9 protein-coding genes are annotated in these 13,116 nt (G+C 71.6%); 4 read left to right on the forward strand and 5 right to left on the reverse strand.

What is annotated here, in order from left to right; genetic code table 11:
* Positions 1-12 precede the first annotated feature (12 nt).
* Positions 13-915 carry a 1,4-dihydroxy-2-naphthoyl-CoA synthase gene (locus ASD56_RS01145; protein WP_082541160.1) on the reverse strand — a complete coding sequence of 301 codons (903 nt, stop codon included), beginning with the start codon at positions 913-915 and terminating at the stop codon, positions 13-15.
* Positions 916-1,006: 91 nt separating this feature from the next.
* Between ASD56_RS01145 and ASD56_RS01150 the strand changes: the two genes are divergently transcribed.
* Positions 1,007-1,546 carry a hypothetical protein gene (locus ASD56_RS01150; protein ID WP_055960285.1) on the forward strand — a complete coding sequence of 180 codons (540 nt, stop codon included), beginning with the start codon at positions 1,007-1,009 and terminating at the stop codon, positions 1,544-1,546.
* A 3-nt stretch (positions 1,547-1,549) separates the two neighbouring features.
* A complete protein-coding gene (locus tag ASD56_RS01155) occupies positions 1,550-4,369 on the forward strand; it encodes an ATP-binding cassette domain-containing protein (RefSeq protein WP_055960288.1) in 2,820 nt (939 codons plus the stop codon).
* A gap of 9 nt (positions 4,370-4,378) precedes the next feature.
* On the opposite strand, the gene metH is transcribed toward ASD56_RS01155, so the two are convergent.
* The 4 genes from metH to ASD56_RS01175 all read right to left on the reverse strand — a co-directional run bounded on the left by metH (position 4,379) and on the right by ASD56_RS01175 (position 10,336).
* Positions 4,379-8,011: a methionine synthase gene (metH, locus tag ASD56_RS01160; protein WP_235565463.1), complete on the reverse strand. Its 3,633-nt coding sequence runs from the start codon at positions 8,009-8,011 to the stop codon at positions 4,379-4,381.
* A gap of 43 nt (positions 8,012-8,054) precedes the next feature.
* Positions 8,055-8,849: an LLM class F420-dependent oxidoreductase gene (locus ASD56_RS01165; RefSeq protein WP_055960291.1), complete on the reverse strand. Its 795-nt coding sequence runs from the start codon at positions 8,847-8,849 to the stop codon at positions 8,055-8,057.
* 175 nt (positions 8,850-9,024) lie between these two features.
* Positions 9,025-9,999 (reverse strand): permease prefix domain 1-containing protein, encoded by a 975-nt coding sequence (locus tag ASD56_RS01170; RefSeq protein ID WP_055960293.1) that lies wholly within the window; start codon positions 9,997-9,999, stop codon positions 9,025-9,027.
* Position 10,000: 1 nt separating this feature from the next.
* Positions 10,001-10,336, reverse strand: coding sequence for a PadR family transcriptional regulator (locus ASD56_RS01175; RefSeq protein WP_055960296.1), 336 nt, complete (start codon positions 10,334-10,336; stop codon positions 10,001-10,003).
* A gap of 135 nt (positions 10,337-10,471) precedes the next feature.
* Between ASD56_RS01175 and ASD56_RS01180 the strand changes: the two genes are divergently transcribed.
* Positions 10,472-11,437: a TIGR03885 family FMN-dependent LLM class oxidoreductase gene (locus ASD56_RS01180; protein WP_055960299.1), complete on the forward strand. Its 966-nt coding sequence runs from the start codon at positions 10,472-10,474 to the stop codon at positions 11,435-11,437.
* Complete coding sequence (locus tag ASD56_RS01185; protein WP_055960301.1) at positions 11,434-13,095, forward strand: alpha-amylase family protein; 1,662 nt, start codon at positions 11,434-11,436, stop codon at positions 13,093-13,095. Before ASD56_RS01180 ends, ASD56_RS01185 begins: the two co-directional genes overlap by 4 nt.
* Positions 13,096-13,116 lie beyond the last annotated feature (21 nt).

Genomic DNA, 13,116 nt, shown 5'->3' on the forward strand with positions numbered 1-13,116 from the left:
ACCGGGCGCGGGTCAGTAGTGCCACGGGTACGGGGACCAGTCCGGATCGCGCTTCTCGAGGAACGCATCGCGGCCCTCGACCGCCTCGTCGGTGCCGTAGGCGAGCCGGGTGGCCTCGCCGGCGAAGACCTGCTGGCCGACCATGCCGTCGTCGACGGCGTTGAAGGCGAACTTGAGCATGCGGACGGCGGTCGGCGACTTGGTGAGGATGGTGCGGGCCATCGCCACCGCCTCGCGTTCGAGCTCGGCGTGCGGCACGACCCGGTTGACGGCGCCCATCTCGTAGGCGCGCTGCGCCGAGTACTCCTCGGCGAGGAAGAACACCTCGCGGGCGAACTTCTGCCCGATCTGCCGCGCGAAGTAGGCCGACCCGTAGCCGGCGTCGAACGAGCCCACGTCGGCATCGGTCTGCTTGAACCGGCCGTGCTCGGCGCTCGCGATCGACAGGTCGCACACCACGTGCAGCGAGTGCCCGCCGCCGGCCGCCCAGCCGGGGATCACAGCGATCACGACCTTGGGCATGAACCGGATGAGCCGCTGCACCTCGAGGATGTGCAGGCGTCCGGCTCGCGCAGGGTCCGCTACCGATGTCTCGTCGTCGGAGTACTTGTACCCGTCTCGCCCGCGGATGCGCTGGTCACCACCCGAGCAGAAGGCCCAACCGCCGTCCTTGGCGCTGGGACCGTTGCCGGTCAGCAGCACGACGCCGATGCGCGGATCCTGCCGGGCGGCGTCGAGCGCCCGGTACAGCTCGTCAACGGTGTGCGGGCGGAACGCGTTGCGCACCTCCGGGCGATCGAACGCGATGCGCGCGATCCGGCCGTCCTTCGAGACGTGGGAGGTGATGTCGGTGAAGTCGGCGGCGTGCGGGGCCGGCATCCACTCGTCGTCGTCGAACAGCTCGGAAACGGTCACCGGGACAGCCTACGACCGCGGCGCGTCGGCCGTCTCGCCGCACAGCGTCACAGGGCCGTTGCGCCGGTGTCCGGGGCTTTAGCCTGGTTCGGTGACCTCGACTCTTCGCTCCCTGACCGCGGCTGCCGCCGCGGCTCTCCTGCTGACCCTCGCCGCCTGTTCCTCGCCCGCCACCACGACGGCAGAGCCCTCGTCCTCCGCCGCGGCCCCCGCCGCCGAAGGCGAGTGCGCGGGCGTCACGATCGTCGTCGACGCGAGCGCGCTGGAGGGCGACGACGACGTGTCGCTCGAGGAGTGCGTCGAGACCGACGAGGCCGTCGCCGCCGCCGATGCCCTGGCCGAGGCGGGCGTGGAGACCGAGGGAACCGTCGAGTACGGCGACCAGGTCGTGTGCCGCGTGAACGGCGCCCCGGCAGCCGATACCGTGCTGGCCGCCGACGACGGCACCGAGTACAGCGAGACCTGCGAGTCCATGGCCCCCGCCTTCGCGTACTGGTCGCTCTGGGTGAAGACCGCCGAGAGCGAGTGGGACTACGCCCAGGAGGGCCTCTCCACCCTGCAGGTGGAGCCGGGCGATTCCGTCGCGCTGCTGTTCACCCTCAACGGCGAGCCCGCCGCGCCGACCACATAGGCCATGACCCTCCGACCCGGACCACTGCGCGCCGCGGCAGCTCTCGCCGCCGGCTTCGTGGTGGTCCGAGTGGTCTACCGGGTGCTGTTCCACGGTGCCGACGGCTCGGGACCTGTGCTTCTGGCGCTTCCCGAGTACCGGCTGCCGCCGCCGTTCGGGCACGTCGTCATGCTCGGGCCGGTCACCACCGGCGGACTGTGGGATGCCGCGGCCAGCGCCCTTCCGATCGCCCTGACGATCCTCGCCTTCGGTGTGCTGAACGCCGCGGTCGACGTTCCCCGGCTCTTCGCCCGCGGCGCCCGGCGCGGACCGCTGCGCGGCGTCGCCCGCACGCTGGCGGTCGCGTGGGCCACCCTCCCCGCGCTGGCCGAGGCCGTGCGCGCGGTGCGATTCGCGCAGCGCCTGCGCGGCGAGCGCAGCGGGGTCCGCCTCCTCGCACCGGTGCTCGCCCGCACACTGGCGCGGGCCACCGCGCTGGCGGCCGCGCTCGAACTGCGAGGACTCGCCGGCCATCCCGTCTCGGGCGACTGCCTGGCTCCCGTCGAGACCGAAGGACTCGTGCTGCGCCACGGCGACGGGGCGGCCATCGAGGTGCCCGACCTGGCCTTGCGCCCGGGTACGCTCACCGTGGTCACGGGAGCGACCGGGGCCGGCAAGTCCACGCTCCTGCGCGCGCTCGCCGGGCTCCACACCCACGTGGACGGCGGCAGCGCGAGGGGCACGGTGCGCGTCGTCGGCCACGATCGCCTCGCCGTGCCGCCGCGCGACACCGCCCAGCGGGTGGGCGTCGTGCTGCAGCACCCGCGCGAGGGCTTCGCGACCGAGTCCGTCTGCGACGAGATCGGCCTCACTCTCGAGCTGCGCGGCGTCGCGCCCGCGATCGTCGCCGCCCGCGTCACGGAGGTGGCCGAGCGCGTCGGCATCGCCGACCTCGTGCCCCGCACCCTGACCGGCCTCTCGGCCGGCGAGGCCGTGCTCGTGGCGATCGCGGCCGCCATCGTCGAGCACCCGATCCTGCTGCTGGTGGACGAGCCCCTCGCCGACCTCGACGCCGCCAACCGCGAGCGGATCGTGACGCTGCTCGGCGCCCTCGCCAGGGACGGCGGCGTCTGCGTCGTCGTCGCGGAGCACCGGGCGACCGAGCTTGATCGGGTCGCCGATGCGCGGGTCCCTCTGGAGAGCGGTGTGCTCCCGGCACCGGCGACGCCGCCGGCCCCGCCCCGGCGGGCCTCGGCGACGCTCGCCGCGGCCGAGCCCGTGCTCCGCGTGGAGCGTCTCGACGTCCGCCGCGGAACCCACCTCGTCGTGGACGGCGCCACCCTTGCACTCGACCCCGGCGGCGTCGTCGCGCTCGTCGGACCCAACGGCGCCGGCAAGTCGAGCCTGCTGGTCGCCCTCGCGACGGATACTGCGGCCGCGACCGTGGCCGGCGATGCGCCGCGCCGCGGGCGAGGCGTCTCCGGCGTCCGGCTGGTCCCCGATGCGTCCGACGACCTGTTCGTCTGCGACACCGTGGCGGCCGAGTGCGCGCACGCGGACCGCCGTGCCGGCAGCGCCCGCGGCACGACGCTGAGGCGGTGGGCCGAGCTCATGGGCGATCCGCAGCAGGCGGGCAGCCGGCTCGGGGCGCGGCATCCGCTCGATCTCTCGGCGGGTCAGCGGCGCTGCCTCGCGATCGCACTCCAGCTCTCGTCGCGGCCGCGCGTGCTGCTCGTCGACGAGCCGACCCGGGGATTGGATGCCGCGGCCCGCGCCCTCGTCGCCGGAGCGATCGGCGACATCGCGTCGTCGGGAGCCGCCGTGCTCGTCGCCACGCACGACCAGGAGTTCGCAGGCTCCGTCGCGGACGCCGTGCTGCCCATGGCGGACGGTCGGGTCGGGGCGCCGCGTGCCCTCGTGCCGGCCGCAGTCTCGGTCGGCGCGGCTGCGGTCGGCACGACCGCCGCGCGCGATGCGATCGCCGTCCCGGGCGTCGAGCCGCACGTCGGAGCCCGGCGCGCGGGCCCGGACCGCAGGGATGCGCCCACGGCGGCGCCGCCGGCCACGGCGGCCCGCGGCATCCGGAATCCGCGACCGGGAGTTCGCCTGACCGCAGTCGCCGCCGCGAACCTGGTCGCGCTGGCCGCCTTCAGCTGGCCGCTCGTGGCCTACGCGGTGCCGTCGCAGGCTCAGGCGGCCGTGCCGGTCGCCGCCTTCGCGCTCGTGCCGCTCGCCGCGCTCGTGATCTTCGGCGCCCTCGACCGGAGCGTCCGCAGCGCCCACACCCTCGCGCTGCTCGGCACGCTCGCCGCGATCGGCGCGGCCATCCGGATCGTCGGGACCGGCGTCGGCGGGATGGAGGCGGTGTTCATCCTGCTGATCCTCGGCGGACGGGCCCTCGGCGCGCGGTTCGGGCTGCTGCTCGGCCTCTCCACGATCCTGCTGTCGTCCGTCGTCACCGGAGGCATCGGGCCGTGGACCCCCTTCCAGATGTTCGCGTGCGCGTGGGTCGGCGCGGGAGCCGGACTGCTGCCCCGACGGGTGAGCGGGGTCGCGGAGGTGGTGATGCTGTCCGTCTACGGGGTCGCGGCGTCGTACGTCTTCGGGCTCATCATGAACCTGTGGTTCTGGCCGTTCGCCGTGGGCGGCGGCACGGGCATCTCGTACCAGCCGGGCGCTCCGATCGGCGAGAACATCGCCAGCTTCGTGCTGTACTCGCTGCTCACCTCGAGCCTGACGTGGGACACCCTGCGCGCGATCGTGACCGTGGTCGGCGTGGTCGTCGTCGGCCGCGCGATCCTCATCGCCCTGCGCCGCGCGAAGCCCGTCGCCTCACGACACTGATCCCGCGACTCAGACCGAGAAGTACTTGGCCTCGGGGTGATGGAACACGAACGCGTCCGTCGACTGCTCGGGGTGCAGCTGCAGCTCCTCGCTCAGCTCGACGCCCATCCGCTCGGGCCTGAGCAGCTCGACCACCTTGCGGCGGTCCTCCATCTCGGGGCACGCCGGGTAGCCGAGCGAGAACCGGGCGCCGCGGTACTCGAGCTTGAACAGCCCGGCCGTGTCGGCCGGGTCCTCGGCGGCGAAGCCGAGCTCCGACCGGATGCGCGCGTGCCAGAATTCGGCGAGCGCCTCGGTCAGCTGCATCACGAGGCCGTTGAGCTCGTAGTAGTCGCGGTACCGGTCCTCGGCGAACAGCTTCGCGGTGACGCCGTCGATGTTCGCGCCCGCCGTGACCAGCTGCACCGGCATGACGTCGACCTGACCCGACTCGCGCGAGCGGACGAAGTCGGCGAGGCACAGGTGGCGATCGCGGCGCTGACGGGGGAAGTGGAAGCGCAGACGCTCCGCGCCGACCTCACCGCCGGAGCCGCCGTCGGGAGCGAGCAGCCCTGCCGGCCCGAGCAGACCGGAGCGGTCGTCGCCGTGGTGCAGCACCACGACGTCGTCGCCCTCGGACACCACCGGGAAGTAGCCGTACGCGACGGACGCGTCGAGCATGCCCTCGCCGAGGATCCGGTCGAGCCAGTAACGCAGGCGCGGCCGGCCCTCGAGGTCGACCAGCTGCTCGTACGACAGCCCGTCCTCGCCGCGACCGGGCTTGAGTCCCCACTGCCCCATGAAGGTGGCACGCTCGTCGAGGAACGCGGCGTAGTCGGCGAGCTTGATGCCCCGGACGATGCGCGTGCCCCAGAACGGCGGCGCGGGCACCGGGTTGTCCCCGGCGACGTCCGATCGCGCCGGCATGGCTTCGGGCTCCGTGAGCGTGAGCTTCGAGCCGACCGCGTGACGCCGCTTCTTCAGCGCCGGCAGCCCGACCTCATCCGGCGAAGCCCCGCGCGCGATCTTCACGAGCGGCTCCATGAGCGTCAGCCCCTCGAACGCGTCGCGGGCGTAGCGGACCTCGCCGTCGAAGATGCTCGCGAGATCGTCCTCCACGTACGCGCGCGTGAGCGCGGCGCCGCCGAGGATCACCGGCCACTTCTTCGCCAGGTCGCGCGACTGCAGCTCGAGCAGGTTCTCCTTCATCACGACCGTGGACTTCACGAGCAAGCCCGACATGCCGATCACGTCGGCATCGTGCTCCTCGGCCGCGGCGATGATGTCGGCGATCGGCTGCTTGATGCCGAGGTTGATGACGTCGTACCCGTTGTTGGTCAGGATGATGTCGACCAGGTTCTTGCCGATGTCGTGGACGTCGCCGCGGACCGTCGCGAGGACGATGCGGCCCTTGCCCGAGGCATCCGCCTTCTCCATGTGGGGTTCGAGGAGCGCCACCGCGGTCTTCATCACCTCGGCGGACTGCAGCACGAACGGCAGCTGCATCTCGCCCGAGCCGAAGCGCTCGCCGACGATCTTCATGCCCTCGAGCAGGTGGTCGTTGATGATCTGCAGCGGGGTGATGCCGTCCGCGCGGGCGAGGTCGAGGTCGGCCTCGAGCCCCTTGCCCTCGCCGTCGATGATCCGGCGCTCCAGGCGTGCGCCGACCGGCAGCGAGGCGAGCTCCGCGGCGCGCTGGTCGCGCAGCGCAGCGGTGTCCACGCCCGCGAACACGTCGAGCATGCGCGCGAGCGGGTCGTACGTGATGTTGCCGTCGGCGTCGTACTCGCGGCGGTCCCACACGAGGTCCAGCGCCACCTTGCGCTGCTCCTCGGGCACCGAGGCCAGCGGCACGATCTTCGCGGCGTCGATGATGCCCGAGTCGAGCCCCGCCTCGGCGGCCTCGTGGAGGAACACCGAGTTGAGCACGCTGCGGGCGGCGGGGTTCAGGCCGAACGACACGTTCGAGACGCCGAGCGTCGTGTGGATGCCCGGGTACTTCGCGTTCAGCCGGCGGATCGCCTCGATCGTCTCGATCGCGTCGCGCCGGGTCTCCTCCTGGCCGGTGGCGATCGGGAAGGTCAGGGTGTCGACGATGATGTCGGACACCTTCATCCCCCACTCCTCCACCAGGCTGTCGACGAGGCGCGAGGCGATCCGCATCTTGTCGTCCGCGGTGCGGGCCTGCCCCTGCTCGTCGATCGTGAGGGCGATGACGGCGGCCCCGTGTTCCTTGACGAGCGGCATGATGCGGCCGAAGCGGCTCTTGGCGTCCTCGCCGTCCTCGTAGTTGACCGAGTTGACGACCGGACGGCCGCCGATGAGCTCGAGGCCGGCCTGGATGACTGCGGGCTCGGTGGAGTCCACCACGAGCGGCAGCGTCGAGGCGCTCGCGAACCGCGACACGATCTCGCGGATGTCGGCGACGCCGTCGCGTCCGACGTAGTCGACGCACACGTCGAGCAGATGAGCGCCGACGCGGATCTGGTTGCGGGCGATCTCGACGCAGTCGTCCCAGCGGCCCTCGAGCATGGCCTCGCGGAAGGCCTTGGACCCGTTCGCATTGGTCCGCTCGCCGATCGCGAGGTACGAGGCATCCTGATCGAACGGCACGTGCTGGTAGAGGCTGGCGACGCCCGGCTCGCTGATCGGCGTCCGCGCCGGCGCGGGTGCGGCCGCGCGCAGGCGCTCGACGACGGCTTCCAAATGCTCGGGCGTGGTGCCGCAGCATCCGCCCACCAGGCCGAGGCCGAACTCGCGCACGAACTGCTCGTGCGCGGTGGCGAGCTCGGCCGGGCCGAGCGGATAGTGGGCGCCGTTCGCGCCGAGCACCGGCAGGCCGGCGTTCGGCATGCACGCGATCGGCACGGCGCTGTGGCGCGAGAGGTGACGCAGGTGCTCGCTCATCTCGGCGGGGCCGGTGGCGCAGTTCAGCCCGATCGCGTCGACGCCGAGGGGCTCGAGCGTCGTGAGCGCCGCACCGATCTCGCTGCCCATGAGCATGGTGCCGGTCGTCTCGACCGTCACCTCGACGAAGATCGGCAGACGGATGCCGCGCTCGACGATCGCCTGCTTGCACCCGTTGACCGCGGCCTTGGTCTGCAGCAGGTCCTGCGACGTCTCGACGAGGAAGGCATCGGCGCCGCCGTCGATGAGTCCCTGCGCCTGGAGTGCGAAGGTCTGCTTGAGGTTGTCGTACGAGGTGTGCCCGAGGCTCGGGAGCTTCGTGCCGGGTCCCATCGACCCGAGCACCCAGCGCACGCGGCCGTCGACGGCCTCGGCCGAGTCGACGCGCTCGCGGGCGATCCGAGCGCCGGCCTCGGCGAGTTCGGCGATGCGGTCCTCGATGCCGTAGTCGCCGAGGTTGGACCAGTTCGCGCCGAAGGTGTTCGTCTCGACCGCGTCGATACCGACAGCGAGGTAAGCGTCGTGGATCGCGGCGACCACATCGGGGCGCGCGACGTTGAGGATCTCGTTGCAGCCCTCGTGGCCCTCGAAGTCCTCGTCGATCGACAGGTCGTAGCGCTGCAGCATCGTGCCCATCGCACCGTCGGCGATGACGACGTCCGACCGCACGGCGTCGAGCAGCGCCTGGGCGCGGGCGGGGCGGGGAACGCCGTCGATGTCGAGGGCGAACCGGGGTTCGAGGATCTGACCGGTCACCAGTGGAATTCTAGTGATCGGCCGGATGCCGCGTCGCCGTGTGTCAGGCGTTCTTCGAGTCGCGCCAGCGCAGCCACGACCGCACCAGGTCGTAGTCCCAGTCGGGGCCCTCGAAGCCGAGCGTGAACAGCCGCACGCCGGCGTCGTAGAGGTCGTCGGCGAAGCCCTCACCGCGCTGGTGCAGCTCGTTCGAGATGATGAGGCCCGAGGTATCGCGCTCCTCCTTCTCGGCCCAGCGCTCGATCACGCCGATCTTGTGGGCGAGCTCGTCGGGGCGCACGAAGCTGTGCCAGATGTCGGCGTGCCGGGCGACGAGCCGGAGGGTCTTCTGCTCGCCCTTGCCGCCGATCATGACCGGGATGCGGCGCGTGGGCGCGGGGTTGAGCTTCTCCCATCGGGCCTCGATGCGGGCCATGCCGGCGGCGAGGTCGTCCAGGCGCGAGCCCGCGGTGCCGAACTCGTAGCCGTACTCCTCGTAGTCCCGCGCGAACCAGCCCGACCCGGTGGCGAAGATGAACCGGCCGGTGCCGTCCTTCGCCGAGATGTGGTCGATGGTGCGGGCCATGTCGGCCTGCAGATCGGGGTTGCGGTAGCTGTTGCAGTTGACGAGCGACCCGAACTCGACGCGCTCGGTCTGCTCCGCCCACGCGGCGAGCATCGTCCATGACTCGAAGTGCATGCCCTCGCGGTCGCCCGACAGCGGGAAGAAGTGGTCCCAGTTGAACAGGATGTCGACGCCCATGTCCTCCAGGCGACGGACGGCGTCGCGGAAGGCGGAGTACGGAGCGTGCTGCGGCTGCAGCTGCACGCCGAGGCGCACGGGGGTGTCCAGAAGCATGGGGTTCAGCCTAAGTCCCGGTCGGGCGGCCCGGGCCGGCGCGGGTCGTGCCGGGGTCCGGCTCGAGCGGATGCCGAACCGAGGGATTCCCGTCGAACCCGATGGCGACACCACCGGGTTCAGCGGGAATCCCCTGGTTCGCGGCGCGTGGAGGGGCGGGGCGGGGCCTGCCGGATCAGCTCCGGCGGGCGCGCACCGCCTTGACCGCGGCATCGATCGTGTCCCAGACCGCGATCGCCACGATGCCGAAGCCGACGACCACCGTGACGATGCTCTGCACCTCGGCTCCGCTCTCGCCGCCGATGATCGTCGGGAAGTACTCCGGGTTGATCAGCTCGCCCTGCATCAGCAGCCACACCGCGGGAACGGCGATCGCGATGTTCAGCAGCCCGTTGACGATCGCGAGCCCGATCGTCCAGCGGCGGAAGGCGTAGACCGCGATGGCGAGACCCGCCTCGAGCGCCATGAGGCCGAACAGGATGAAGATGCCGGTCGGCCAGAGACCGGGGTTGAGGAACGACAGCCCGGGCTCCGTCGGGACGAAGCCCACGAACAGGTCCCACAGGATCGCACCGGCGCCGGCCGCGAGGAAGACGAGCGAGCCGACCATGTCGCCGAACCCGGCGCCGCGCGAGCTGGGCTCGGGCAGCTGGTCGACGGTCCATGGCGTGAGCGGGGTCTTGCGCTCGCCCTTCGTGGTGCGCTCGACGATCGCGAAGACCAGGACCGTCCAGAACCCCAGGTGCACGGTGACCGAGAGGAGCACCGGGATGACCGTTCCGATGACGACTCCGACACTGTCGGCTCCGGCGAGCACCTGGGCCAGCGTGATGCCGAAGGCGGCGCACGGCAGGACGATCCACAGCAGCAGCTTCAGCAGCCGCCACCAGTCGAGGAAGTAGGCCGGGCCGATGAGGTAGAGAGGCCGTTCGGTGTAGCCCGCGGCGAGCTTGTCGGGGTCGCCGAGGTCGGTCAGCACCGCGCGTTCGGCGACGTCGGGCGCCTCGCCCTCGGCGACGCGCGCCTCGACCTGGTCGTCGATCGAGCCGCGCAGCTCGGCGGCGAGGTCGGCACGCTGCGCCTCGGGCACGGTCCGCATGGCCGCATACACGTAGCGGTCAGTGAGGGTGGTGGCAGTGGTGGCGGTCATGTCAATCCTCCTGGGGAAGGCCGTCGATCGCGGCGGCGATCGAACGGAAGTCGTCGGTGAGAGCGTCTGCCAGGCGGGTGCCGGCGGCGCTGGTGCGGTAGAACTTGCGAGGCCGGGCCTCGTCGGTGTTCCACTCGCTCGTGAGGTGGCCCTGCTTCTCGAGCCGCCGGAGCAGCGGGTACAGCGTGTTCGCGTCGGTGGGGAAGCCGTGCGCCCCCAGCTGCTCGAGCAGGCCATAGCCGTACCCCGGGTTCTCGAGCAGCCGCAGGCACGCGAGCACGATCGTGCCGCGCCGCAGTTCCTGCAGGTGCGTGTCGAGGATCTCGGATTCGCTCATGTCCCACACTGTACTGTGTGTCACACACTATCGTCAAGCGCACATTGTCATTGTCGACACCTTGATGGTGTCAGCCGGCTCCACGCAGCCCGCAAGTGGCTTGAACCCGTCCGTCACCCACCGAAGACTCGGGTCATGCCCTTCGTCGGATTCCATGCCTCCCACGAGCAGCTGCCCCCCAGCGCGCTCCTCCACGCCGTCACCCGCGCCGAACGCGCCGGGTTCGACGGTGCGATGTGCTCGGACCACCTCGAGCCCTGGGGCGTGCGCCAGGGCGAGTCGGGCTTCGCCTGGTCGTGGCTGGGCGCGGCGCTGGCCTCGACATCCTTCTCGCTCGGCGTGGTGACAGCGCCCGGCCAGCGCTATCACCCCGTCGTCACCGCTCAGGCGATCGCCACCCTCGAGGAGATGTTCCCCGGCCGCTTCTGGGCGGTGCTCGGCAGCGGCGAGGCCATGAACGAGCACGTCACGGGCGACCCCTGGCCGCCCAAGGACGACCGCAACCAACGCCTGGACGAGTCGCTCGGCGTGATCCGCCGGCTGCTCGCCGGCGAGCAGGTCGAGCACGTCGGCCTGGTGCGGGTGCACAAGGCCCGCGTGTGGTCGCGGCCCGCGACCCCGCCGCCGCTGCTCGGCGCGGCCGTGAGCGCCGAGACCGCCGGCTGGCTCGCGGGCCGTGTGGACGGGCTCGCCACCGTCGCCCAGGAGCCCGCCGCGCTGCGCCGGGTCGTCGAGGCGTATCGCTCGAACGGCGGCGAAGGACCGTGCGTCCTGCAGGTGCACCTGTCGCTGGCGGAGACGGATGCCGCGGCCCTCGCCCTGGCGAAGGACCAATGGCCCAACGGGCTCATCGGTCCGCCGCGCGCCTGGGACTTCGACCAGCCCGAGGACTTCGACGCCGCGGTCGCGGACCCCGACGAAGGCGAGCTGCGCAAGGCGGTGCTCGTGGATGCGGACGCCGCGGCGCTCGCCGAGCGCATCGCCGAGCTCGCCGCGATCGGCTTCGACCGCGTGTACCTGCACCACGTCGGCAAGAACCAGGACGAGTTCCTCGATCGCGCCGAGTCCGACCTGCTCCCGGCCCTGCGGAGGACCCTGTGAAGATCACCGACACCAGCGACCTGTGGTGGAAGACCAGCGTCGTCTACTGCCTCGACGTCGAGACCTACCTCGACCACGACGGCGACGGCGTCGGCGACTTCGCCGGTCTCGCGCAGCGCATCGACTACCTCGCCGATCTCGGGGTCACGTGCCTGTGGCTGATGCCGTTCTATCCGACGGCCGACCGAGACGACGGGTACGACGTCACCGACTTCTACGGCGTCGACCCCCGGCTCGGCACGCACGGCGACGTGGTGGAGGTGATCCGGACGGCGCGGGATCGCGGCATCCGCGTGATCGTCGATCTGGTGGTGAACCACACCGCCGATACGCACCCGTGGTTCGTCGCGGCACGGCGCTCGCGCAACTCGCGCTACCGCGACTACTACGTGTGGCGTGACGAGCCGCCCGCGAACAACGTCAACACCGTGTTTCCGGGCGAGGAGACGACGCTGTGGGAACTCGACGAGAAGAGCGGCCAGTACTACCTGCACACGTTCTACCGCCACCAGCCCGACCTCAACATCGGCAATCCGGCGGTGCGCGACGAGATCGCCAAGACGATCGGCTTCTGGCTGCAGCTGGGCATCTCGGGCTTCCGCGTGGACGCGGTGCCGTTCCTCATCGAGGTGCCCGAGGGCGAGGATCTCGCCGACCCGCACGAGTACCTGCGCGACCTGCGGCGGTTCCTGCGCCGGCGCTCGCGCGAGGCGGTGCTGCTCGGCGAGGTGAACCTGCCTTACAAGGAGCAGCTCGACTACTTCGGCGACAATCAGGGCGAAGAGCTCACGCTGCAGTTCGACTTCATCGGGATGCAGGCGCTCTATCTCTCGCTCGCGCGCTCCGATCCGCGCCCCCTCGCGAAGGCGCTCCGCGCACGCCCCGCGATCGCACCCGAGGCGCAGTGGGCGAACTTCGTGCGCAATCACGACGAGCTCACGCTCGACAAGCTCACGGATGCCGAGCGCGAGGAGGTGTTCGCCGCCTTCGCGCCGGACGAGCGGCAGCGCGTCTACGGTCGCGGCATCACGCGGCGGCTCCCCACGATGCTCGGGGGCGACCCTCGCCGCATCCGCATGGTCTACAGCCTGCTCTTCTCGCTCCCCGGCGTGCCGGTGCTGTTCTACGGAGAGGAGATCGGCATGGGCGAGAACCCCGACATCCTCGGGCGGACCTCCGTGCGCACGCCCATGCAGTGGTCGGACTCCCGCAACGGCGGGTTCTCCCCCGCCGCACCGTCGCGGCTGACCTCCCGTCCGCCCGAAGGCGGGTATGCGCCCGAGCACATCAATGCGTCCCAGCAGCTGAACGACGACGAATCGCTGCTGCACTTCATCCGCAAGCTCGCCGCCCGCTACCGTATCTCCCCCGAGATCGGCTGGGGCACGGCGGAACTGCTCGAGCATGACGCACCGTCCGTGCTGGTGCACTCCGTGCGCGCGGACGTCGGCCGGATGGTGGCGCTGCACAACTTCGCGGACGAGCCGGCGCGGGTCCGGCTGGCCCTCGAGGACGAGCCCGAAGGCGCCGAGCTGACCGACCTCTTCGGACCGGATCGCCTCGCGCTCGGCCCCGCGGGCCGGGTCGAGCTGGATCTGCCGGCGTACGGCTGGCGGTGGCTGCGCGTGGCGCGGCCGGGCGACGGGCGCCTCGGCTGACCCGATCCGCCCGTTCGGGGC

Source organism: Microbacterium sp. Root166, from assembly GCF_001427145.1.
Lineage (GTDB): Bacteria > Actinomycetota > Actinomycetes > Actinomycetales > Microbacteriaceae > Microbacterium.

What these genes read in the sequence shown, in the direction of transcription:
- ASD56_RS01155 (WP_055960288.1), top strand. Translation starts at nt 1,550, where the DNA reads ATGACCCTCCGACCCGGACCACTGCGCGCCGCGGCAGCTCTCGCCGCC.
- ASD56_RS01165 (WP_055960291.1), bottom strand. Translation starts at nt 8,849, where the DNA reads ATGCTTCTGGACACCCCCGTGCGCCTCGGCGTGCAGCTGCAGCCGCAG.
- ASD56_RS01170 (WP_055960293.1), bottom strand. Translation starts at nt 9,999, where the DNA reads ATGACCGCCACCACTGCCACCACCCTCACTGACCGCTACGTGTATGCG.
- ASD56_RS01175 (WP_055960296.1), bottom strand. Translation starts at nt 10,336, where the DNA reads ATGAGCGAATCCGAGATCCTCGACACGCACCTGCAGGAACTGCGGCGC.
- ASD56_RS01180 (WP_055960299.1), top strand. Translation starts at nt 10,472, where the DNA reads ATGCCCTTCGTCGGATTCCATGCCTCCCACGAGCAGCTGCCCCCCAGC.